This window comes from Streptomyces sp. NPDC058697 (genome assembly GCF_042715345.1).
In the GTDB taxonomy this organism is placed as follows: Bacteria; Actinomycetota; Actinomycetes; order Streptomycetales; family Streptomycetaceae; genus Streptomyces; species Streptomyces liliifuscus.
Map to the genome: position 1 here is coordinate 209383 of NZ_JBHXSU010000009.1, position 21370 is coordinate 230752.

At 68.1% G+C, this 21370-nt stretch carries 21 protein-coding genes; 10 read left to right on the forward strand and 11 right to left on the reverse strand.

Annotated features, from left to right (window positions below):
• Window positions 1-72 precede the first annotated feature (72 nt).
• Together ACFWXQ_RS23005 and ACFWXQ_RS23010 are read left to right on the forward strand one after the other, a co-directional pair.
• On the forward strand, window positions 73-654 hold the full coding sequence (locus ACFWXQ_RS23005; RefSeq protein WP_383936062.1) for a DUF2269 domain-containing protein: 582 nt from the start codon (window positions 73-75) through the stop codon (window positions 652-654).
• Window positions 655-659: 5 nt separating this feature from the next.
• Window positions 660-1526: a GNAT family N-acetyltransferase gene (locus ACFWXQ_RS23010; protein WP_383936064.1), complete on the forward strand. Its 867-nt coding sequence runs from the start codon at window positions 660-662 to the stop codon at window positions 1524-1526.
• Window positions 1527-1685: 159 nt separating this feature from the next.
• Here the strand turns inward: ACFWXQ_RS23010 and ACFWXQ_RS23015 are convergent, their stop codons facing one another.
• Window positions 1686-2105, reverse strand: a complete 420-nt coding sequence (locus ACFWXQ_RS23015) for a heme-binding protein (protein WP_383936066.1) — start codon at window positions 2103-2105, stop codon at window positions 1686-1688.
• A 184-nt stretch (window positions 2106-2289) separates the two neighbouring features.
• A complete protein-coding gene (locus tag ACFWXQ_RS23020) occupies window positions 2290-3531 on the reverse strand; it encodes an MFS transporter (protein ID WP_383936068.1) in 1242 nt (413 codons plus the stop codon).
• Between the two features lie 139 nt (window positions 3532-3670).
• On the opposite strand from ACFWXQ_RS23020, the gene ACFWXQ_RS23025 reads away from it, so the two are divergent.
• Together ACFWXQ_RS23025 and ACFWXQ_RS23030 are read left to right on the forward strand one after the other, a co-directional pair.
• Window positions 3671-4135, forward strand: coding sequence for a MarR family transcriptional regulator (locus tag ACFWXQ_RS23025; RefSeq protein ID WP_362071305.1), 465 nt, complete (start codon window positions 3671-3673; stop codon window positions 4133-4135).
• Window positions 4136-4202: 67 nt separating this feature from the next.
• A complete protein-coding gene (locus tag ACFWXQ_RS23030) occupies window positions 4203-4655 on the forward strand; it encodes a GNAT family N-acetyltransferase (RefSeq protein ID WP_383936071.1) in 453 nt (150 codons plus the stop codon).
• A gap of 113 nt (window positions 4656-4768) precedes the next feature.
• Here ACFWXQ_RS23030 and ACFWXQ_RS23035 read toward each other — a convergent pair whose 3' ends face one another.
• Window positions 4769-6154, reverse strand: a complete 1386-nt coding sequence (locus tag ACFWXQ_RS23035; protein ID WP_383936073.1) for a serine hydrolase domain-containing protein — start codon at window positions 6152-6154, stop codon at window positions 4769-4771.
• A 94-nt stretch (window positions 6155-6248) separates the two neighbouring features.
• Window positions 6249-6851 (reverse strand): class I SAM-dependent methyltransferase, encoded by a 603-nt coding sequence (locus ACFWXQ_RS23040; protein ID WP_383936074.1) that lies wholly within the window; start codon window positions 6849-6851, stop codon window positions 6249-6251.
• A gap of 131 nt (window positions 6852-6982) precedes the next feature.
• Here ACFWXQ_RS23040 and ACFWXQ_RS23045 point away from each other — a divergent pair, with 131 nt between their 5' ends.
• On the forward strand, window positions 6983-7567 hold the full coding sequence (locus tag ACFWXQ_RS23045) for a helix-turn-helix domain-containing protein (RefSeq protein ID WP_383936076.1): 585 nt from the start codon (window positions 6983-6985) through the stop codon (window positions 7565-7567).
• Window positions 7568-7603: 36 nt separating this feature from the next.
• Here ACFWXQ_RS23045 and dnaB read toward each other — a convergent pair whose 3' ends face one another.
• Window positions 7604-9079 carry a replicative DNA helicase gene (gene dnaB, locus ACFWXQ_RS23050; protein ID WP_200397041.1) on the reverse strand — a complete coding sequence of 492 codons (1476 nt, stop codon included), beginning with the start codon at window positions 9077-9079 and terminating at the stop codon, window positions 7604-7606.
• A 459-nt stretch (window positions 9080-9538) separates the two neighbouring features.
• Between dnaB and ACFWXQ_RS23055 the strand changes: the two genes are divergently transcribed.
• Window positions 9539-10876, forward strand: a complete 1338-nt coding sequence (locus ACFWXQ_RS23055; RefSeq protein WP_383936077.1) for an MATE family efflux transporter — start codon at window positions 9539-9541, stop codon at window positions 10874-10876.
• A 223-nt stretch (window positions 10877-11099) separates the two neighbouring features.
• Here the strand turns inward: ACFWXQ_RS23055 and rplI are convergent, their stop codons facing one another.
• From rplI to rpsF, 4 genes are all read right to left on the reverse strand, one after another.
• Window positions 11100-11546, reverse strand: coding sequence for a 50S ribosomal protein L9 (rplI, locus tag ACFWXQ_RS23060; RefSeq protein WP_055610620.1), 447 nt, complete (start codon window positions 11544-11546; stop codon window positions 11100-11102).
• An 18-nt stretch (window positions 11547-11564) separates the two neighbouring features.
• Window positions 11565-11801, reverse strand: coding sequence for a 30S ribosomal protein S18 (gene rpsR, locus ACFWXQ_RS23065; RefSeq protein WP_003949403.1), 237 nt, complete (start codon window positions 11799-11801; stop codon window positions 11565-11567).
• A 57-nt stretch (window positions 11802-11858) separates the two neighbouring features.
• Window positions 11859-12461, reverse strand: coding sequence for a single-stranded DNA-binding protein (locus ACFWXQ_RS23070; RefSeq protein WP_383936080.1), 603 nt, complete (start codon window positions 12459-12461; stop codon window positions 11859-11861).
• 78 nt (window positions 12462-12539) lie between these two features.
• Window positions 12540-12830, reverse strand: a complete 291-nt coding sequence (gene rpsF, locus ACFWXQ_RS23075) for a 30S ribosomal protein S6 (RefSeq protein WP_055610618.1) — start codon at window positions 12828-12830, stop codon at window positions 12540-12542.
• A gap of 276 nt (window positions 12831-13106) precedes the next feature.
• Here rpsF and ACFWXQ_RS23080 point away from each other — a divergent pair, with 276 nt between their 5' ends.
• The 3 genes from ACFWXQ_RS23080 (at window position 13107) to ACFWXQ_RS23090 (ending at window position 15857) form a co-directional block, all read left to right on the forward strand.
• On the forward strand, window positions 13107-13427 hold the full coding sequence (locus ACFWXQ_RS23080) for a hypothetical protein (RefSeq protein WP_055610617.1): 321 nt from the start codon (window positions 13107-13109) through the stop codon (window positions 13425-13427).
• 211 nt (window positions 13428-13638) lie between these two features.
• Window positions 13639-14760: a peptidoglycan bridge formation glycyltransferase FemX gene (gene femX / locus ACFWXQ_RS23085; RefSeq protein ID WP_362071320.1), complete on the forward strand. Its 1122-nt coding sequence runs from the start codon at window positions 13639-13641 to the stop codon at window positions 14758-14760.
• Between the two features lie 65 nt (window positions 14761-14825).
• Complete coding sequence (locus ACFWXQ_RS23090; protein ID WP_383936082.1) at window positions 14826-15857, forward strand: alanine racemase; 1032 nt, start codon at window positions 14826-14828, stop codon at window positions 15855-15857.
• Window positions 15858-15950: 93 nt separating this feature from the next.
• Here ACFWXQ_RS23090 and ACFWXQ_RS23095 read toward each other — a convergent pair whose 3' ends face one another.
• Both ACFWXQ_RS23095 and ACFWXQ_RS23100 read right to left on the reverse strand, forming a co-directional pair.
• Window positions 15951-17465, reverse strand: coding sequence for a glycosyltransferase family 87 protein (locus ACFWXQ_RS23095; RefSeq protein WP_383936084.1), 1515 nt, complete (start codon window positions 17463-17465; stop codon window positions 15951-15953).
• 131 nt (window positions 17466-17596) lie between these two features.
• Entirely contained in the window at window positions 17597-20290 is a 2694-nt protein-coding gene (locus ACFWXQ_RS23100; RefSeq protein ID WP_383936086.1) for a transglycosylase domain-containing protein, read from the reverse strand.
• A 374-nt stretch (window positions 20291-20664) separates the two neighbouring features.
• Here ACFWXQ_RS23100 and ACFWXQ_RS23105 point away from each other — a divergent pair, with 374 nt between their 5' ends.
• Window positions 20665-21348, forward strand: a complete 684-nt coding sequence (locus tag ACFWXQ_RS23105; RefSeq protein ID WP_383936088.1) for a helix-turn-helix transcriptional regulator — start codon at window positions 20665-20667, stop codon at window positions 21346-21348.
• Window positions 21349-21370 lie beyond the last annotated feature (22 nt).

Genomic DNA, 21370 nt, shown 5'->3' on the forward strand with positions numbered 1-21370 from the left:
GCCGAGGCTAGTACGTGGGGTTACTCCCGCCGGCAGACGTACTCTGCGCTCCAGCCCGGCACGGTGTTTCACGTGAAACTAAGCCGCCCCGCACGCCGGGCCACCCTCGTCGTCCATGTAGCCGCCTCCGCGGGCTGGCTCGGGCTCACGCTCGGGCTGCTCGCTCTGGGGATCACCGCGACCACCACAGGGTCCGCGGTGACCGTGGAGGCCTCCGTCCGTGCCATGAAGCTGTTCGCCGACTGGCTCCTGCTCCCCCTCGCGTTCCTCACGCTTGTGAGCGGTCTGGTGCTGTCCCTGGGCACGCCGTGGGGGCTGGCGAGGCACCGCTGGGTCTACATCAAGTTCTGGCTGACCCTGGCCACGATCACTGCCACTGTCTTCGCGCTGCGCCCCGGAGTCGGTTCCGCCGTCACAGCTGTTTCTGCAGGTGGTCCCCTGCCTGACGCCGGTGACGTACTGTTCGGGCCGATCGTCTCGCTGTCCGCCTATCTCTTCATGACGGTGATCTCGGTGCTCAAGCCCTGGGGACTGACCCGACGCGGACGGAGGCTGCGTGAGCTGAAGTCCGTCGGGCAGAAGTCGCGCGGGCAAAAGATCAGTGCGGCTGCCCGGAAACCGGTGGACGCCGAGCGCGCCGGTCGGACAGCCTGACCTGCGTGTCGACTTCTTCCCCCGCCTTCCAGCCCATCCGCCGTCTGACGCCACGCGATCTCTCCGCCTGTGCCGATCTGTCCGAGAACCGCGGCTGGCCCCGCGAGGAACACAAGTGGGGCCTCCTGCTCACGGCCGGTACGGGTTACGGCATCGACGACCCCGACGGGGGCCTCGTCACCGCCTGCGTCGTGACCTCGTACGGGCCCCAGGACTGCCCCGCCCTGGCCGCGATCGGCATGGTGCTGGTCGCCGAGCGGCACGCTCGCCAGGGCGTCGGACGCAGGCTGATGCGACATGTCGTCGCCGAGCTGGGCACCACGCCGGTGACGCTGCACGCGACGCCGTACGGACGCCCTCTCTACGAGGAGCTGGGCTTCAAGACCACCGGCCGCGCCGAGATGGTCCGCGGCCACTTCGTCCCGGGCGGCCCGGAGTCCGAGGTCGCCACGCGTGCGGCCACGGCCGAGGACCTCCCCGCGATCCTCCGGCTCGACGAAGAGGTCTTCGGTGCCGATCGCACGCACATGATCACGCGCCTGCCCGCCTTCGCCGACCAGCTGCGTGTCGCCGAGGAGGACGGCCGGATCATCGGCTACGCGGCCGCCTGGCCCAATCTGGACAACCATGTCGTGGGTCCGCTGATCGCCCGGGACACGGAGACGGCCAAGGCGCTCATCGCCTCGCTGGCCGCCCACGTCGACGGGCCTTTGCGCACCGACATCGACGTACGGCACGAGGAGTTGCTGGCGTGGGTGAAGGAGCGCGGGCTCGCCCCCCTGAGTTTCAACGCGGTCATGACGTACGGCATCGCGGAGTTGCCGGGCGACTGGACACGGCGGTTCGCTCCGCTCACGGTGGCGGCGGGCTGAAGGGCCGAGGGTGAGTTCGACCGGCGGCTGAGAGCTTGGAGGCTGAGAGCTCCGCGGTTGCCGGCTCGGCAGCCGAGAGCCGGCGGCCAGCAGAAACGCCTGCCCCGTCCGGGGCAGGCGTTTCGGTGTTTCCTGGCGATACAGCGCTTTCGAGCGCTCCTAGGCGAGCGTCTTCAGCGCGGCGGTGGCGAAGGAGTGGTCCTGCTCCGGTGCGCCGCCGCCGACTCCGATCGCGCCGATCAGACGGCCGTCGCGGTGGACCGGGACACCGCCCGCGATGAAGAGCAGCGGGCGGTCGAGGGCGGTGGGCAGGGTGTGGAAGAGGCCACCCGGCTGCACGGCGTCGACGAGGTCTGCGGTGGGGGTGTCCAGCTGCAGTGCCGTGTAGGCCTTGCGGGTGCTGGTCTCACCGGAGATCAGTACGGCCCGGTCGTCGCGCCGGAAGGCGAGCAGGTGGCCGCCCGCGTCGAGGACGGTGACGCTGACCTTGACGTCGGCGGCTTCCGCGGCCCGGCGGGCGGCCGTGACGAGAGCCTCGGCGTCCTGGATGGTCAGCGGGGTGACGGTGGTGGTGCTCATGAGCTTGTTTCTCCTTGATGAGTGGTGCTGTGTGGGGGTGGCGGTTCGCCGGGTGGTGGCCTGTGGGGAGGCCGGTCTGTTGAGGTGCGGGTAAAGGCTTGCTCAGGGCTTCGGTCGGACGCCGGGACAGCCATGGCCCAGCGGCCGACCACGCCAGGGCGGATACGGCCGCCCGGGCAGCGGGTCAGTGGTGAACAGCGGCCTTCTGCTGGGCGGCCTCCGCCGACGCTGCCTCGGCCCCGGCTCCGGTGACGACCAGGCCGTCGGCGGTGTCGGTGGCGTCGGCCCGGCGCTCCAGAGCGGCCGAGAGGACGGCGAGGACGAGGGCCGCGGCGGCGAGAATGGCGCCGACCCAGTTGGGGGCGGTGTAGCCGAGGCCGGCCGCGATGACGAGGCCGCCGAGCCAGGCGGAGAGGGCGTTGCCGAGGTTGAAGGCGCCGATGTTCACGGCGGAGGCGAGCGTCGGGGCGCCGTGCGCCTGGTCGAGTACCCGCTTCTGGAGCGGCGGCACGGTGGCGAACCCGAGGGCACCGATCAGCGCGATGGTCACGGCCGCCGCGATCTTGTTGTGCGCGGTGAACGTGAAGAGGGCGAGTACGACCGCGAGGGCGCCCAGGGAGACGTACAGCATCGGCATCAGGGCGCGGTCGGCGAACTTGCCGCCGACGAGGTTGCCACCGACCATGCCGAGACCGAAGAGGACGAGCAGCCAGGTGACGGAGCCGTCGGCGAAGCCGCCCACGTTCGTCATCATCGGCGCGATGTAGGTGATCGCCGCGAAGACTCCGCCGAAACCGAGGACGGTCATCGCCATGGCGAGCAGCACCTGGACGTTCTTGAACGCGGCCAGCTCGTGGCGCAGGCGCACACCTTCCGCCTTGGGCATGTCGGGGACGAGCTTGGCGATGCCCGCCAGGCCGAGGACGCCCAGGGCCGCGACGATCGTGAACGTCACGCGCCAGCCGGCGGACTGGCCGATGAGGGTGCCCAGCGGTACGCCGACGACGTTGGCGACAGTGAGGCCCGTGAACATCATCGAGATGGCGCCGGCCTTCTTGTCGGGCGCGACGAGGTCTGCGGCGACCACGGCACCGATGCCGAAGAAGGCACCGTGCGCGAGCGAGGCGACCACGCGGCCGATCAGCATCACGGTGAAGTCGGGAGCGACGGCGGAGAGCAGGTTGCCGACGATGAAGAGCCCCATCAGGAGCATCAGCATCCGCTTACGGGACACCTTGGTGCCGAGCACGGTCATGAGCGGCGCACCGAACATGACGCCGAGCGCGTAGCCGGTCACGAGGAAGCCCGCGGTGGGGATGGAGACACCGAAGTCACCCGCGACGTCGGGCAGCAAGCCCATGATCACGAACTCGGTGGTTCCGATTCCGAAGGCCCCGATCGCGAGGGCAAGAAGCGCGAGAGGCATGGGGAAAACCTTCCCAGACGATTGCAGGAGCGCTTTACGTGCGTCGACAATACTTGCAGGCGCCGACTAATTGCAAGCGCGGACTATTGCGGCAGTGCTCTATCCTGGTGTCAGCCGCTCCGGTACGGAGGAGAACGCCATGACAGCGACAGACCCCGCGCTCACCGCCCTCGCCCAGGGCTGGTGTGCCCTCTCCCTGCTGCACGGGAGGATCGAGGCGCACATCGAACGGGCCCTGCAGACCAAGCACGACCTGAGCGTGCGCGAGTACTCGCTCCTCGACGTCCTCAGCCGTCAGCACGACGGCGACGGCGGCCACCTCCAGATGAAGCAGGTCGCCGACGCGGTCGTCCTCAGCCAGAGCGCCACCACGCGACTGGTGACCCGACTGGAGGACCGCGGGCTGCTCTCGCGCTACCTGTGCCCGACCGACCGCCGCGGCATCTACACGAACGTCAGCGAGGCGGGCCTCAAGCTCCTCGACGAAGCCCGGCCCACCAACGACGCCGCCCTGCGCGAGGCGCTCGACGCAGCGGCCATGAATCCCGAGCTGGCTCCGCTGGTCCGCGTCGTGGAGTCGGCGAGCGTGCCGACGCCCGCGTAGCGAGCGCGGCTGCGCTGCGCGCGCTGGGAGACGTCAGCCTCGGGGCACGCCTGCGTAGGGTGCTGCCATGGAAGATCTTGAGATACGACCGGCTGTCCCGGACGACGTCCCTGTCATCGTCGCGATGCTCGCCGACGATCCTCTGGGAGCGCAGCGCGAGTCACCGGACGACCTGAGCCCCTATCTGGCCGCCCTGGAGCGCCTGGCCGACGATCCGAACCAGCACCTGGTCGTCGCCGTGCGCGAAGGCCGCGTCGTCGGCACGCTCCAACTCACGATCATTCCGGGCCTGTCCCGCAAGGGTGCGACCCGCTCGATCATCGAAGGCGTACGCGTCCATGCCGACGAGCGTGGCAGCGGCCTGGGCACCCGCTTCATCGAGTGGGCGATCGACCGTTCCCGGAGCGAGGGCTGCCAGTTGGTGCAGCTGACCTCCGACGTCAGCCGCATCGATGCCCGCCGGTTCTACGAACGGCTCGGCTTCACGGCGTCCCACGTCGGGTTCAAGCTGCAGCTCTGAGGCGGGTGGATCCTGACCGCCGAGTCGGTGCCCAGGTCCGCGTACGCGAGGGTGCTGTGTTTCACGTGAAACATCACGCCCCTCGCCACGCGGCTCACCCCGTCATGGGGCGACTAACTGATCCCGCGCCACCCCTCAGGATCCACACCACCCGGCACGGAAGCCCCCTCCTCGTACGGCTGCCGCGTGAACACGAACGACCCGAGGTCCAGGTGGCTCACCGACCCGTCGGGATGCTGTACGGCCCTCAGGGCCTCGCCCGCGTAGTAGCCGTCGAGTCCCGTCCAGGTCCCGTCCCCGTTGGCCCGGAAACGCGAACGCCGGCCGTTGCCGGACAGCGGCCCGAGCGAAACACCCCCGTCGGCCGTGAGGCGCAGCGCGAAGGCGTGCGTTCCCCAGTACCAGGGTCCCGCCAACTCGAGTACGGAACGGTCGACCTCGGGCAGCGGCCGCCACGGCTCGGGAATCCGGGGCTCGGCCTCCGCGACGATACGTACGAGATCGGCGGCGACCGTGAACACCGGCGGGCCGGAGGTGCAGTTGGCGAGCACGACGGCGGCCAGGTCGTCCTCGACGCCGATCATGAGACCGGCGAGGAAGCCGGGGAGAGAACCGGAGTGCCCCACCAACATCCGGCCGTCCCGATGCTGGACCTGCATACCGAGGCCGTAGGCGCTGCCGGCCGCCACCTCTTCGGCTTCGGCCGGCGCGGCGGGCGTACGCATCTCCCGTACGGACTCCGCGCTCAGCACTCGGTCGTCGCCCTTGGCCAGGAAGGCTGCGAAGCGCGCCAAGTCGCCGGTGGTCGACCAGAGTTGGCCCGCCGGTGCCATCCGGCCCAGGTCCTCGACGGGCTCCGGCAGCATCACGTCCGCCCAGGGATGCACGGCCCAGCCGCCCGCGTGCGGTGCTTGAGGCTCCGCACCCGTGCGGTGCAGCCCCAGCGGTTCGAGCACCTCGTTCCGTAGAGCCTCCTCCCATGGGACGCCCCTGAGCTCCTCCACCAGCGCGCCCAGCAACGTATAGCCGGGGTTCGAGTAGTGGAACCGCCGTCCGACGGGATGCCGGTGCGGCTGTTCGCCCAGCACATCGGCGAGTTCGGGACGCAGCGATCCAGGGGTGCGCTCCCACCAGGGGGAGGGGGATTCGGCCGCCAATCCGCTTGTGTGCGCAAGGAGTTCGGCGATCGTCGCCTCCCCCGCGCCGGTGCCCGGAAGATACTTCTCCAGCGGATCCCCCAGGTCCAGGGCGCCTTCGTCGCGCAGCCGCAGCACCAGGACCGCGGTGAACGTCTTGGTGATCGAACCGATCCTGTACTGCACGTTCTCGTCCGGCCCGTGCCCGTCCACCGAGGTGCGGGAACCGTGCCAGACCGGCTCTCCGCCCCGGACGACCGCCGCCACCAGCGAGGGCGCCCGTCCTTCGGCCTGAGCGGTGGCGATTCGGTGCAGCAGGGCCCGGCGTGTGGCGGGAAGCAGTTCTTCCACAGGTGTCGTCATGGCCCCAAGTCCACCTGCCCCGGCGTCCCGCGTCGAGCGCATTTGAGCCCGCCGCGGGACGTCGTGACCCAGGCGCGGCATCTCGCGCCCCGGATCACCGCAAGCGTTGCGCGCGCAGGACGGTGTCGTGGGTGTGGTGGGTGCCGGCGGGTGCGGGAGCGGTTCGTGGGCGCGTTTCGTTGATCAGGACGGTCCAGTCGCGGTCGAGGAGTTCGGCGATGTCGCCGGGCTGGTAGTAGTCGCCGGGGTCGAAGCCCTGCTCCGGGCGTGGGGACAGATCGGCGAGGTCGTGGCCGGCGAAGAGCAGGGTGCCGCCGGGCGCGACGGCGTTCAGCAGGCCCCGCAGCGCCGTGTGATCCGGCTGGAGTGGGAGCGGGAAGTACTGAACCGACACCAGGTCGAACGCGTCGGCCGGGGGTGGCGTGATGTTCAGGTCGGCCCGTGTCCACGCCACGCGACCCTCGATGTCCGAGGCAGCGGCCGCCGCGCGCTGCAGGGCGGTCGTCGAGATGTCGACCGCGGTGACCTGCCAGCCGTGCCGGGCCAGCCAGAGGGCGTCGGCGCCTTCACCGCATCCGACATCGAGCGCCTGTCCCGGCGGCAGATCGGTGACCTCGGTGACCAGCACTCCGTTGGGGTCGCCGCTGAAGACCTGGTCGCGGCTGCGATACATCTCGTCCCAGAACTGTGCGTCCATCGTCTGTGCCTCGCCTGGTGGGTCGGTTGCCATGGCGCCGGTCGCCCGTGGCCTGCCGTCAACCTGTCCCCGCCCATGCCGAAACGCCAAAGTTCTTTGCGAGAACTGCAAAGCGTGGGCACAGTGAACGCATGAGCGACGAGTTCGACACCGTGCTGGCCGCGGTCGGGCCACGGCTGCGCGAGTTGCGGCGCCGCAGCGGGGCCACCCTGACCGCCCTGTCGGAAACCACCGGTATTCCGGTCAGCACCCTGTCCCGGCTGGAGTCCGGACACCGCAAGCCGGGCCTGGAGCTGCTGTTGCCCCTGGCCAAGGCCTATCAGATGCCGCTCGACGAACTCGTCGGCGCCCCGGCCGGCCTCGACCCGCGCGTCTACCCGCAGCCGTTCACCCGCAACGGCTTGACCGTCATCCCGCTGACCCGCAAACCCGGCGGGCTGCAGGCGTTCAAACAGATCCTCCCCGCGGGCCCGACCGACCGCGAACCCGATCCCCGCTCGCACGAGGGGTACCACTGGCTGTACGTCCTCAAAGGACGACTGCGCCTCGTGCTCGCCGACCAGGACCTCGTCCTCACCACGGGCGAGGTCGCCGAGTTCGACACCCACCTCCCGCACTGGTTCGGCAACGCCGACGAGCGGCCGGTGGAGTTCCTGAGCATCCTCGGCCCGCAGGGCGAGCGCTTCCACATCAGGGCCCGCTACCGACGCGACTGACCGCCGCGCCCTCATCGCTGTCCGGGCGGACGGCGATCAGGTCTGTGCCATGTCCACGAAGCGGGAGTAGTGGCCCTGGAAGGCGACCGTGATCGTGGCCGTCGGGCCGTTACGGTGCTTGCCCACGATAATGTCCGCCTCGCCGGCGCGCGGCGACTCCTTCTCGTACGCGTCTTCGCGGTGCAGCAGGATCACCATGTCCGCGTCCTGCTCGATCGACCCGGACTCACGCAGGTCGGAGACCATGGGCTTCTTGTCCGTGCGCTGCTCTGGGCCACGGTTCAGCTGCGACAGCGCGATCACCGGCAGCTCAAGCTCCTTGGCAAGCAGCTTGAGGTTTCGCGACATGTCGGAGACTTCCTGCTGTCGGCTCTCGGACCGCTTGCCGCCGGACTGCATCAGCTGCAGATAGTCGATGACCACGAGCTTGAGATCGGCGCGCTGCTTGAGGCGACGGCACTTGGCGCGGATCTCCATCATCGACAGGTTCGGGGAGTCGTCAATGTAGAGGGGAGCTGCCGAGACGTCCGGCATCCGGCGCGCGAGCCGGGTCCAGTCCTCGTCGGTCATCGTCCCGGAACGCATGTGGTGCAGGGCCACACGCGCCTCGGCGGACAGCAGACGCATCGCGATCTCGTTGCGGCCCATTTCGAGCGAGAAGATCACACTCGGCATGTTGTGCTTGATCGAGCAGGCCCGTGCGAAGTCCAGCGCCAGCGTCGACTTACCCATGGCGGGACGGGCGGCGATGATGATCATCTGGCCCGGGTGCAGCCCGTTGGTGAGCTGGTCGAGGTCGGTGAAGCCCGTCGGCACACCGGTCATCTCCCCCGACCGAGAACCGATCGCCTCGATCTCGTCGAGCGCGCCCTCCATGATGTCGCCGAGCGGCAGATAGTCCTCGGTGGTGCGCTGCTCGGTGACCGCGTAGATCTCGGCCTGGGCGCTGTTGACGATCTCGTCCACGTCGCCGTCGGCCGCGTAACCCATCTGCGTGATGCGGGTACCGGCCTCGACCAGGCGGCGCAGCACGGCCCGCTCGTGGACGATCTCCGCGTAGTACTCGGCGTTCGCCGCCGTCGGAACCGTCTGGACCAGGGTGTGCAGATACGAGGCGCCGCCGACCTTGGTGATCTCGCCGCGCTTGGTGAGCTCGGCGGCGACCGTGATCGGGTCGGCCGGCTCGCCCTTCGCATAGAGATCGAGGATCGAGCCGTAGATGGTCTCGTGCGCCGGCCGGTAGAAGTCGTGGCCCTTGAGCACCTCGACGACGTCGGCGATGGCGTCCTTCGAGAGCAGCATGCCGCCGAGAACGGACTGCTCGGCGTCCAGATCCTGTGGCGGCACTCGCTCGAACGCCGAACCTCCGCCGTCCCAGGCTCCGTTGTCCTGACCGCGGTCGTGCTGGTCGTCTCTGCCCCGGCCACCGTCGCGGCGCTGGCGGGAGGCGGGCAGACGATCACTGGGACCGCTGTCGGCCCACGGATCGTCCAAGGGCTCGGAAATACTCACCGGGCCACCTCCTCCCGTCCGCCGAGCGGACCTCGCCGTGCCCCTCATTCCTACGGCACGACACTGACAAATGAGATGCCCAACTCCGGTTCTGACGCGTCGGTTTTGTGAGGTTTCCGAGGACGGAGAAGCGAGCGGGTGCCGCACCACGGTAGGCCCGCGGGCACCGTCAGCCAATCTGGTTATCCACAGGCCATGTGGACGACGGCCCCGATGCTGTGGAGAACCCTGCAAAACCTGTGCACGACCCGGTGGACAGGCCTGTGAACAAGCACTCAGCATCATTTCCACACCTATCCTGACCTGCGGATATCCCGTCCACCGGCTGTGCAGAAGAAAAACTTTCCCAGTCGGATCAAGATCGATGCGAATGGCGTGCGACAGCGCATCCCACGCGATCGAAGGTAAGGGTCATCGGGCACTTGCATCTCTTACCTGTGGAAGATTAGATTGATGCGCATGACACAGGCTCCCGCGGCACCCAAGGCCGCCCGGCGTCGGCACGACCGAGAGATCGTCGCGCTGGCCGTTCCGGCCTTCGGCGCACTCATAGCCGAGCCTCTCTTCCTCATGGTCGACACCGCCGTCGTCGGCCATCTCGGCACCGCTCAACTCGCCGGTCTCGGCATCGCCTCGGCTCTCCTCGTCACAGCCGTGAGCATCTTCGTCTTCCTCGCATACGCCACCACGGCCGCCGTCGCCCGACGGGTCGGGGCGGGCGACCTCCAGGCCGCGATCCGCCAGGGCATGGACGGCATCTGGCTGGCCCTGCTGCTCGGCGCCGCCGTCATCGCAGTCGTCCTGCCCACCGCGCCTGCCCTGGTGGAACTCTTCGGCGCTTCTGACACCGCCGCCCCCTACGCCACGACCTATCTGCGCATCTCGGCCCTCGGCATCCCCGCGATGCTCGTCGTCCTCGCCGCCACCGGCGTCCTCCGCGGACTGCAGGACACAAAGACACCCCTCTACGTCGCCATCGCGGGCTTCGTCGCCAACGGCGCCCTCAACGTGGGCCTCGTCTACGGCGCGGACCTCGGCATCGCCGGCTCCGCCTGGGGAACCGTCATCGCGCAGTACGGCATGGCCGCTGTGTATCTCCTCGTGGTGGTCCGCGGAGCGCGGAAGCACGGGGCATCCCTACGGCCGGACGCCGCCGGGATACGTGCCTGCGCCCAGGCCGGCGCACCGCTGCTGGTCCGCACCCTCTCGTTGCGCGCGATCCTGATGATCGCCACCGCCGTCGCCGCTCGGCTCGGAGACGCCGATGTCGCCGCGCACCAGATCATCCTGTCGCTGTGGAGCCTGCTCGCCTTCGCCCTCGACGCCATCGCCATCGCGGGTCAGGCCATCATCGGCCGCTATCTCGGCGCCGGAGACGCCAAGGGAGCCCGCGAGGCCTGCCGCCGCATGGTGGAGTGGGGCATCGCCGTCGGTGTTGTGCTCGGCGGGCTGGTGATCGTCAGCCGCCCCCTGTTCCTGCCGCTCTTCACCAGCGACTCGGTCGTCCATGACACCGCACTGCCCGCCCTGCTCATGGTGGCGCTCTCTCAGCCGATCTGCGGGATCGTCTTCGTCCTGGACGGCGTGCTGATGGGCGCGGGGGACGGCCCGTATCTCGCATGGGCCATGATCCTCACCCTGGCGGTATTCGCTCCGGTGGCACTGCTCGTGCCCGTATTCGGCGGCGGGCTGACTGCCGTTTGGGGAGCGATGACTCTCATGATGACCGTGCGGATGCTGACCCTGTGGCTGCGCACGCGCTCGGGTCGCTGGATCGTCACAGGCGCCACGCGCTGAGCAAACCCGCTCCGGCGTCGTGGAGGTACGTGAGGTCGCTCGGTTTCACGTGAAACAACGAGCACTCCGCGCAGCTCCCCGAAGACGGATTCGCTTTGTTTCACGTGAAACACTCGCCGCCCGCGAGTCCTGCCGGAGGCACGCTCCATTCCCACAGGTCCAGGAAAACAGTGAGGGCCGCACCCTTGGGGTGCGGCCCTCACTTGTGCTGCTAGTGCACCGCTTACGCGGCGACGACCTCGATGTTGACCTTGGCGGCAACCTCGGGGTGCAGACGCACGGACGTCTCGTGAGCGCCCAGCGTCTTGATCGGCGAGCCCAGCTCGATGCGGCGCTTGTCGACGTCGGGGCCACCGGAAGCCTTGATCGCCGAGGCGACGTCAGCCGGAGTGACGGAACCGAAGAGACGACCGGCGTCGCCGGAGCGAACGGCCAGACGGACCTTCACACCTTCGAGGCGGGCCTTGATCTCGTTGGCCTGCTCGATGGTCTGGATCTCGTGGATCTTGCGAGCACGACGGATCTGCTCGACGTCCTTCTCGCCACCCTTGGTCCAACGGATCGCGAAGTTCCGCGGGATCAGGTAGTTGCGAGCGTAGCCGTCCTTGACGTCGACGACGTCGCCCGCGGCGCCGAGGCCGGAGACCTCGTGGGTGAGGATGATCTTCATTGGTCGGTCACCCTTCCCTTATCGCGCGGTGGAGGTGTAGGGCAGCAGCGCCATCTCACGGCTGTTCTTGACAGCCGTGGCGACGTCACGCTGGTGCTGCGTGCAGTTGCCGGTCACGCGGCGGGCACGGATCTTGCCGCGGTCGGAAATGAACTTCCGCAGCATGTTCGTGTCCTTGTAGTCCACGTACGTGACCTTGTCCTTGCAGAATGCGCAGACCTTCTTCTTAGGCTTGCGCACAGGCGGCTTCGCCATGGGTGTTTCTCCTGTGTGATCAAGAAGTGTGGGTACGGCCCACCCTCAGCCCAGGGGCTAGAAGGGGGGCTCGTCCGAGTAGCCGCCGCCGGAGCCGCCCGCAGCGCCGCCGGAGCTTCCGCCCCAGCCGCCACCGCCGCCGCCCTGCTGGCCGCCGCCTGCAGGAGCGCTGGTCGCCCAGGGGTCGTCGGCGGGAGCGCCGCCGCCCTGCGGCTGACCGCCGCCGGAGCCTCCGCCCCAGCCGCCGCCCTGCTGACCGCCACCGCCGCCGCTGTAACCGCCCTGGCCGCCTCGACCGGTGGTCTTGGTGACCTTGGCCGTGGCGTTCTTCAGGCTGGCGCCGACTTCCTCGACGTCCAGCTCGTAGACCGTGCGCTTGACGCCCTCACGGTCCTCGTAGGACCGCTGCTTCAGCCGGCCCTGCACGACGACGCGCATGCCTCGCTGAAGCGACTCGGCGACGTTCTCCGCCGCCTGACGCCAGACCGAGCAGGTCAGGAACAGGCTTTCGCCGTCCTTCCACTCGTTCGTCTGGCGGTCGAAGGTGCGGGGAGTGGACGCGACACGGAACTTCGCGACCGCCGCACCGGACGGGGTGAAGCGCAGCTCGGGGTCGTCGACAAGATTGCCGACGACCGTGATGACGGTCTCGCCTGCCATGGGGGAACCTCTCGGCGGGTTTGCTGCTGGCTGCTTGGTGCTACTACTCGTTGTCCGAGATCAGCTGAGCTGGAGAGCTCAGTGGGTCTCGGGACGGAGGACCTTGGTCCGGAGGACCGACTCGTTCAGGTTCATCTGGCGGTCGAGCTCCTTGACGACCGCAGGCTCGGCCTGCAGGTCGATGACCGAGTAGATGCCCTCGGGCTTCTTCTTGATCTCGTACGAGAGACGACGACGGCCCCAGGTGTCGACCTTCTCGACCTTTCCGTTGCCCTCACGGACGACGGAGAGGAAGTTCTCGATCAGGGGGGCGACAGCGCGCTCCTCGAGATCGGGGTCGAGGATGACCATCATTTCGTAGTGACGCATGTGGAACCCACCTCCTTTGGACTCAACGGCCACGGTCGTTCCGTGGCAGGAGGGTTGTGATGCGTACGCAACGGTATCGGCAGCCACTGACAATCGGGCCCACCGATCGGCGAACCGAGCGGGGGATCGTGTCATGGCCTGGGCAGACACCGGTGCAGACGGTACAGACTACCTGCACACCGGCTTGCGGTTGAAATCCGGGGCCCGAGACCGTCAATCTGTACACATCGGGTGTGTATGGCGCTACGATGCGCCGCCTTCCGCAGGAGGTGCCACATGGCACAGGCATTGCGACCCAACTCCAAGACCGTCGGTTCCCTGTTCGCCACCGACCACAAGCCCCATCCGCTCCAGGACACCCTGCTCGCCGTGACGCTCGTCCTCGGAGTGACGGCCTTCGTCACCGCGATGTTCCACAGCCTCCATCTGCTCAGCTCGTGGACGGGGCTAGTGGGCATCCTGACCGGGGCGGCCGGGCAGTTCGTCTCCGTGACGACCCGGGAGCGTTTCGGGCTGATCCTGGGTCTCGGTGCCTCCGGCGTCGGATTCTTCCTCGGCATGGCGCACGGCGGCCTCTTCGGCGGCGTCATCGGCTGACCGGCCCCCGGCTCTCGGGAGCCGCCGGCCCACGGTCTTCCCAACGCCCGGCCCCACGACCGGACAACACCTCCGGGTGCCCCGGCCACGTATTGGTCGGGGCACAGGTTCCATACGGCCAGACGAGGCGCTCGCAGGGCGCAGTAGGCTTCGGCGCGAGAGCCGGAGCCCTTGTACCCATGGGGACACACCAGCCCGAGGAGCGCCCCGAATGAGCCTGACCCTGAGGACCATCAGCCGTGAGCAGCATCTGGCGTACATCCAGAATCTGCCCGCGGCTAGCCACATGCAGGTCCCGGCCTGGGCAGACGTCAAGGCCGAGTGGCGCTCCGAGAGCCTCGGATGGTTCGACAACAGGTCCGGCGAGATCGTCGGCGCAGGTCTCGTTCTGTACCGCCAGCTGCCCAAGATCAAGCGCTACCTCGCCTATCTGCCCGAGGGCCCGGTCATCAACTGGTTCGCGCCGAATCTGACCGACTGGCTGGATCCGATGCTCGCGCATCTCAAGCAGCAGGGCGCCTTCTCCGTGAAGATGGGCCCGCCGGTGATCATCCGGCGCTGGGAGGCCGCTTCGATCAAGAAGGGCATCCAGGACCCGGACGTGAAGCGCCTGCGCGACATCGAGGCGGACTTCATCGAGCCGCGCGCCTTCGAGGTCGCCGACAAGCTGCGGCGCATGGGCTGGCAGCAGGGCGAGGACGGCGGGGCGGGCTTCGGCGACGTACAGCCCCGCTACGTCTACCAGGTGCCGCTGGCCAACCGGTCGCTGGAGGACGTCCACAAGGGCTTCAACCAGCTCTGGCGGCGCAACATCAAGAAGGCCGAGAAGGCCGGCGTCGAGGTCGTCCAGGGCGGCTATCAGGACCTGGAGGAGTGGCAGCGCCTCTACGAGATCACGGCCCTGCGCGACCACTTCCGGCCCCGACCGCTCTCGTACTTCCAGCGCATGTGGACGGCTCTCAACACCGAGGACCCCAACCGCATGCGGCTGTACTTCGCCCGGCACGAGGGTGTGAACCTGTCCGCCGCGACGATGCTGGTCGTCGGCGGGCACGTCTGGTACTCCTACGGGGCCTCCGACAACATCGGGCGTGAGGTCCGGCCCTCGAACGCGATGCAGTGGCGGATGCTGCGCGACGCCTACGCGCTCGGCGCCACCGTCTACGACCTGCGCGGCATCTCCGACTCGCTGGACGAGACCGATCACCTCTTCGGCCTCATCCAGTTCAAGGTGGGCACCGGTGGGCAGGCCGCCGAATACCTCGGTGAGTGGGACTTCCCGCTCAACAAACTGCTCCACAAGGCGCTCGACATCTACATGTCGCGCCGCTGACGTACCAGAATTCGCCTTCACACCTCTGATACACCGCTGCCACGAGAAAGGTTCCAGGTCCGGCCATGGCGCTCACGCTCTACGTCGACACCGCACGCTGGCGGGCGCACCACAAGCACGTGTCCGAGCAGTTCCCGGGGCTCGTCCCGGTCTGCAAGGGCAACGGCTACGGCTTCGGCCACGAGCGGCTCGCGGACGAGGCCACTCGCATGGGCTCCGACGTCCTGGCCGTGGGCACGACGTACGAGGCCGCGCGGATCAAGGACTGGTTCGGCAGCGACCTGCTCGTCCTGACGCCGTTCAGGCGGGGCGAGGAGCCCGTACCGCTGCCCGACCGGGTCATCCGCTCCGTGTCGTCGGTCGACGGCGTCTACGGCCTCGTGGGCGCCCGCGTCGTCATCGAGGTCATGTCCTCCATGAAGCGGCACGGTGTGAGCGAGCAGGACCTGTCCCAGCTCCACGCCGCCATAGAGAACGTGCGCCTCGAGGGCTTCGCCATCCACCTGCCGCTGGACCGCACCGACGGCTCGGACGCCGTCGAGGAGGTCATCGGCTGGATGGACCGGCTGCGCGCGGCCCGGCTGCCGCTGCACACCATGTTCGTCAGCCACCTCAAGGCCGAGGAACTCGCCCGGCTGCAGCAGCAGTTCCCGCAGACCCGCTTCCGTGCCCGCATCGGCACGCGGCTGTGGCTGGGGGACCACGACGCCACCGAGTACCGCGGAGCCGTCCTGGACGTCACACCCGTCTCCAAGGGCGACCGTTTCGGCTACCGCCAGCAGAAGGTCGCTTCGGACGGCTGGTTGGTGGTCGTGGCCGGCGGTACGTCGCACGGGGTGGGCCTGGAGGCCCCGAAGGCCCTGCACGGCGTCATGCCGCGCGCCAAGGGCGTCGCCAGGGCAGGCCTCGCCACGGTCAACCGGAACCTCTCACCGTTCGTCTGGGGCGCCAAGCAGCGCTGGTTCGCGGAGCCCCCGCACATGCAGGTCTCGATCCTCTTCGTGCCCTCGGACGCCCCGGAGCCGAAGGTCGGCGAGGAGCTGGTGGCCCATCTGCGGCACACCACCACGCAGTTCGACCGCATCGTCGAGCGCTGACAGCGGGGGGACACCAAGCCCCGCGCACAGACGAAAGGCCGTACACGGACTCCGTGTACGGCCTTTTTCGTGACTCGCCCATGCCCTGTTCGCTCAGGGCGAACGCCGGTTCGTCGGTTCGTCCTCGGCGCCCCACTCCACGTACGGCCCGTCGAAGTGTGCCGCGTGCCGCGGCGGGTGGGCCGCGGCTCCCAGGACGAAAACGTCCTGCGCGCCGTCGAGCACGCCACCGGAGGGATCGTCGTCACCGGACCGGCGCACCACGTCCCGCTCCGGCATGAAGATGTCGCGCACGATCACCGCGCACAGATACAGCGTCCCCAACAGGTGTACGGCGATGGCCAGTTGGTACCCCTCCTGCGGCAGTCCCTTGTGGGCGTCTCCGCTGGTCGTGTACGCGAGGTACATCCAGATGCCGAGGAAGTACGCCACCTCGCACGCCTGCCAGATCAGGAAGTCCCGCCACTTCGGACGAGCCAGCACGGCGAGGGGCACCAGCCACAGCACGTACTGCGGCGAGTAGACCTTGTTGGTGAGGATGAAGGCCGCGACGATCAGGAACGCCAGCTGGGCGAAGCGCGGCCGGCGCGGAGCGGTCAGCGCGAGAGCCGCGACACCCACGCAGGAGATCAGCATCAGCACCGTGGCGAACGTGTTGACCGTGTCGGTGTCGAGCGGGGTCTCCATGCGCTGGGACAGGATCAGCCAGAAGGAGCCGAAGTCAACGCCGCGTTCCTGGCTGAACGTGTAGAACTTCGCCCATCCCTCGGGCGCGAGCAGCATGACCGGAAGGTTCACGACCAGCCAGGAGCCGGCGGCACCGAGGAGCGCCGTACCGAACTCCCGCCACCTGCCCGCGCGCCAGCACAGTACGAACAGTGGCCCTAGCAGCAGCGCGGGATAGAGCTTGGCGGCCGTGGCGAGCCCCAGCAGGACTCCGAAGGCAAGGGGGCGGCTCCGTGCCCACATCAGCATCGCGGCGGCCGTCAGAGCGACGGCCAGCAGGTCCCAGTTGATCGTGGCGGTCAGCGCGAAAGCAGGCGCCAGAGCGACCAGCAGGCCGTCCCAGGGGCGGCGCCGGTGGGTGCGGGTCACGCAGACGGCGATAACGGCCGCGCACGCCATCAGCATCCCGGCGTTGACCATCCAGTAGACCTGCTCCTGGTCCTGAATGCTGCCGCTGCCCGGCGTGAGCCACGAGGCGACCTCCATGAACACTCCGGTCAGCACCGGGTATTCGAGGTACTCCATGTCGCCTTCGAGCTTGTCGAAGTACGGCACCAGCCCGTCTGCGAAGCCCCGCCCCTGGTAGAGGTGCGGGATGTCCGAGTAGCAGGCATGCGTGTACTGCGAGCTGGCCCCGAAGAACCAGGCTCCGTCGTAGCACGGCAGCTTCTGCACCATGCCGAGGGCGAACATGCCGATCGCGACGAGCGCAATGACCCGCACGGGAGTCCACCAGGACGTCCCGAGCAGCGCGCGCCGCCCGAGAGGACCACCGAACAGTTCACTGCCGGTCGCGGCAACCGGGTCCTCCTTGGTCGGCCGCACCAGATCTGGCTCGTGCACGCTCGCGCGCGTCGTTTCTGCACTGGGCATGCCGCACATCCTGCCGTACGCGCCTAGGAATACGCCGAGGGCCGTCCCACCGAGTCGGTGTGACGGCCCTCGTTTCACGTGAAACACCTCACTGCGGATGTTTCACGTGAAACACCTCGTGGAGGCAGCTATCCGGTCGATCATCCGAAGATGCCGCCATTTCCATTACCTCTGGTATTGCCTGGATCCTCGGATTCCGTGGGTGAGGACGACACCCCGCCGTCTGTGCCGCCCGTCTCGGTTCCACCCGTTTCGGTCCCGCCGGTGTCCTCGCATTCGAAGGTGCCGAAGGGGCCACAGGTCTCGCTCGCGGAGGGCGAGGGAGTGGTCTCCGTCTCGCTGGGCTCCGTACTGGGCTCGGGCTGCTCCTCTTCGGACTCGGTGGGCGTGGGAGTCACACTCGGGGTCGGAAGGTCGTTGACCACCTCACCGATGGGCTCGGCCTCCGGGAACTTCTCGGGCGTCGTGCCCTTGAGCGCCTGCTCCATGTAGTCGTGCCAGACCTCGGCCGGGAACGAGGCACCGTGAATGGTTTCCTGGCCACCCGTGCCGTACATCTCCAGGAACGGACGACTCTTCTTGGTCTCGTCGTCGTCCATGCGGTACATGCTGACCGCGGTCGACAGCTGCGGCGTGTACCCGACGAACCAGGCGGACTTGTTGCCGTCCGTCGTACCGGTCTTGCCTGCCACCTCGCGGCCGTCGAGCTGGGCCGAGGTACCGGTTCCGTCCTCGACGACGGTCTTCAGGACGTCGGTGACGTTGTCAGCGACCGGCGCGGTGAAGGCCTCCTTGGTCGCGGACTTGTGCTTCCACACGCTGCCCCCTTCGTACTCGACCTCCTTGACCGAGAACGGGTCGTTCTGCTTCCCGCTGGTCGCGAACGTCGCGTACGAACCGGCCATGCGGATCGCACTGGGGTCGGAGATACCGATGGAGAAGGACGGGAAGGTGGTACCCGTCAGGCTGCTCTCCCTGAGGCCGGCGTTTTCGGCTGCCTGCTTCACCTTGTCCAGACCGACGTCCATGCCGAGCTGCACGAAGGCGGAGTTCGCCGAGACCCTCATGGCTTCACGCAGGTCGACCTGGTAGTTCGGCGGAGTGCCGTACGACTCGTCGTCGTCGTTGGTCTGGAGCCACTCCTTGCCCTTGTCGTTCTTCCAGATACTGCCGTCGTAGGTCTTGATCTTGAGTTTGTTCTTGCCGCTGTAGAAGCTGTCCGGCGAGACCTTGGTGCGTTCGTCCTGCGCCTGCGACTCCCCGAGGTCGGGGTCGCGTTTGCCGTCCTGCATGGCGGCCGCCAGGACGAACGGCTTGAACGTCGAACCGACCGCGGCACCGGTCTCGTCGGCGTTGTTGGTGAAGTGCTTGGTCGCGGACTCACCGCCGTAGATGGCGACGATGGCACCGTTCTTCGGGTCCACCGAGGCTCCGCCGAACTGGACGTGTGTGTCGGTCTTCGGGCGGCGCTTCTCGTCGAGGTTCTCCTTGCGGACCTTCTTCACGGCCTTCTCGAGATCGGCGACCTTCTTCTTGTCGAAGGTCGTATGGATCTCGTAGCCGCCCTGCCGGAGCTGTTCCTCGGTGATGTCCGTGTTGTTGATGACGTAGCCCTTGGCGAGATCGACGAGATAGCCGATCTGACCGCCCAGCTCGGAGCTGGACCGCGGGTTCTGGAGCTTGGGCAGGTCCTTGTACTCGGCTCGCTCCGAGGCCGACAGGTGCCCGTCCTTGACCATCTCGTCGAGGATCCAGTTCGTGCGATACGTAGCCCTCTCGGTGTTGGCCTCGCGCGTGGCGGCCGGGTCGATCGCCGTCTGTCCCGCGGGGTCGTAGTACGTGGCACCCTTCAGCACCGCCGCGAGCAAGGCGCACTCGTTCGCCTTGAGGTCAGTCGCGTCCTTGCCGAAGTACGAACGCGCCGCCGCCTGCAGACCGTATGAGGAGCGGCCGTAGTAGGCGGTGTTCAGATACCCCGCCATGACCTCCTCCTTGGGCACCTTGCGGCCCACCTTGATGGAGACCAGGAGCTCCTTGAACTTCCGGGACATCGTCTGCGACTGGTCGTTCAGCATCGCGTTCTTCACGTACTGCTGGGTGATGGTCGAGCCGCCCTGCGTCTCGCCGCCCTTGGCCATGTTGAAGAGCGCACGGCCGATACCCACGGGGTCGATGCCCTTGTCGGTCTCGAACTTCTTGTTCTCGGCCGACATGACGGCGTACCGCATCGCCTTGGGAATCTGCTCGTACTTGATGTTCTGGCGGTTGGTCTCACCGCCCGTGGACACCATCGGCTTGTTGTTGGCCCAGTAGTAGACGTTGTTCTGCGCCTTCGCGGCCGCCGCGACGTCCGGCACGCCCACCATGGCGTACGCGACGCCCGCCACGGCCATCAGACTGCCGCAGAAGCCGATGAACGTACCCGTCACGAGCTTCCACGACGGCACCCAACGTGCCCATCCGTATTTGCCCGCGCGCGGATAGTCGATGATCCGCTTCTTGTAGGGCTCGGGGCCGCGCCCTCTGCCCCGCCCAGGGCCGTTCGGCCCGCCAGGGCCACCACGCCGGCCGCCACCACCGTGGCCGCCGCCTCCCGCACCGTCGGCGGCTCTGCGCCTGCCACCGCTGGTGCTGCTTCTCTGTGCCGCCCGCCGGGCCTCGGCACGGCTGCCGAGCGGGCGCTCCTCACCTCCCGAGTCATAGGAGTCGGAAGGAGACCCGGTGGCGCTCCGCGGCGCCGCACGGCGGCCGGAGGACGACCCGGTCTGGCCGCGTCGGGCCGCGGCACGTCCGCCGCCTTGCGGCTGCGGCGGTTTGCGACGGTGCTCGCTCATCGAACGATTACTCCTCGGGCAGGCGCACCTGAGCGCGCCTGGAAACGGCGGCTGGTTTCCGGTCCCCCCGAAGTACGGATGCGGTCGTTCTTACATTCATCCGTACTGCACCGAGGACGAGGACGTCCCCATGCGTCACTCGGTTCCCGGTGGTTTGCATGGCGCACAGACTACGCACCGTCAAAACCTGCCTAGTACCGAAGTTCACCGCAAATCAGGCAACTTGCTTCCTACGAATCGGTGATGTGACCCCGTTCACGATGCCCCCTCTTGCCGCATGCCGCGGACCGATCTATCGTTCCGATGTATCGAGTCGATACATCAGCTCGGCATAAAGACCGTCACGGCAAGACCGCGGCAGAGAGGAGGCGACGATGAGCCGGCGTGCCGGGATCCTTGAGTTCGCCGTCCTCGGCCTGCTCCGCGAGTCCCCGATGCACGGCTATGAGCTGCGCAAACGCCTCAATACGTCACTGGGTGTGTTCCGCGCGTTCAGCTACGGGACGCTTTACCCCTGCCTCAAGACGCTGGTCGCCAACGGCTGGTTGATCGAGGAGCCGGGGAACACCCCCGAGGACGCGCTCGCGGCGCCACTCTCAGGGCGTCGCGCCAAGATCGTCTATCGGTTGACGGCCGAAGGTAAGGAACATTTCGAGGACCTGCTCTCACAGACGGGTCCCGACGCGTACGAGGACGAGCACTTCGCCGCTCGCTTCGCCTTCTTCGGCCAGACGTCACGGGACGTACGGATGCGGGTCCTCGAAGGCCGCCGCAGCCGTCTGGAGGAGCGCCTGGAGAAGATGCGTGCCTCTCTGGCGCGCACCCGGGAGCGACTCGACGACTACACCCTTGAGCTCCAGCGCCACGGAATGGAGTCCGTGGAGCGCGAAGTGCGCTGGCTGAACGAGCTCATCGAGAGCGAGCGGGCCGGACGGGACCAGCAGCGTCCCGGACCGGACGGCTCCGCTCAGCAGAACAGCACATCTGGGGAGTCGGGCGGCCTGCCCCGGCCCGGGGACACTCCCGGGCCGGATCCGTCCGATGACACTGCCACGTGAAGTCCTCTCAGGGCTTCACCGA

Bases quoted from the DNA above. Each gene is read 5' to 3' on its own strand.
- ACFWXQ_RS23045 (WP_383936076.1), top strand. From the start codon at position 6,983: ATGAGCGACGAGTTCGACACCGTGCTGGCCGCGGTCGGGCCACGGCTG.
- ACFWXQ_RS23015 (WP_383936066.1), bottom strand. From the start codon at position 2,105: ATGAGCACCACCACCGTCACCCCGCTGACCATCCAGGACGCCGAGGCT.
- ACFWXQ_RS23035 (WP_383936073.1), bottom strand. From the start codon at position 6,154: ATGACGACACCTGTGGAAGAACTGCTTCCCGCCACACGCCGGGCCCTG.
- ACFWXQ_RS23070 (WP_383936080.1), bottom strand. From the start codon at position 12,461: ATGGCAGGCGAGACCGTCATCACGGTCGTCGGCAATCTTGTCGACGAC.
- ACFWXQ_RS23080 (WP_055610617.1), top strand. From the start codon at position 13,107: ATGGCACAGGCATTGCGACCCAACTCCAAGACCGTCGGTTCCCTGTTC.
- ACFWXQ_RS23090 (WP_383936082.1), top strand. From the start codon at position 14,826: ATGGCGCTCACGCTCTACGTCGACACCGCACGCTGGCGGGCGCACCAC.
- ACFWXQ_RS23025 (WP_362071305.1), top strand. From the start codon at position 3,671: ATGACAGCGACAGACCCCGCGCTCACCGCCCTCGCCCAGGGCTGGTGT.
- ACFWXQ_RS23055 (WP_383936077.1), top strand. From the start codon at position 9,539: ATGACACAGGCTCCCGCGGCACCCAAGGCCGCCCGGCGTCGGCACGAC.
- rpsR (WP_003949403.1), bottom strand. From the start codon at position 11,801: ATGGCGAAGCCGCCTGTGCGCAAGCCTAAGAAGAAGGTCTGCGCATTC.
- ACFWXQ_RS23030 (WP_383936071.1), top strand. From the start codon at position 4,203: ATGGAAGATCTTGAGATACGACCGGCTGTCCCGGACGACGTCCCTGTC.
- ACFWXQ_RS23040 (WP_383936074.1), bottom strand. From the start codon at position 6,851: ATGGACGCACAGTTCTGGGACGAGATGTATCGCAGCCGCGACCAGGTC.
- femX (WP_362071320.1), top strand. From the start codon at position 13,639: ATGAGCCTGACCCTGAGGACCATCAGCCGTGAGCAGCATCTGGCGTAC.
- ACFWXQ_RS23020 (WP_383936068.1), bottom strand. From the start codon at position 3,531: ATGCCTCTCGCGCTTCTTGCCCTCGCGATCGGGGCCTTCGGAATCGGA.
- ACFWXQ_RS23100 (WP_383936086.1), bottom strand. From the start codon at position 20,290: ATGAGCGAGCACCGTCGCAAACCGCCGCAGCCGCAAGGCGGCGGACGT.
- rplI (WP_055610620.1), bottom strand. From the start codon at position 11,546: ATGAAGATCATCCTCACCCACGAGGTCTCCGGCCTCGGCGCCGCGGGC.
- ACFWXQ_RS23105 (WP_383936088.1), top strand. From the start codon at position 20,665: ATGAGCCGGCGTGCCGGGATCCTTGAGTTCGCCGTCCTCGGCCTGCTC.
- rpsF (WP_055610618.1), bottom strand. From the start codon at position 12,830: ATGCGTCACTACGAAATGATGGTCATCCTCGACCCCGATCTCGAGGAG.
- ACFWXQ_RS23095 (WP_383936084.1), bottom strand. From the start codon at position 17,465: ATGTGCGGCATGCCCAGTGCAGAAACGACGCGCGCGAGCGTGCACGAG.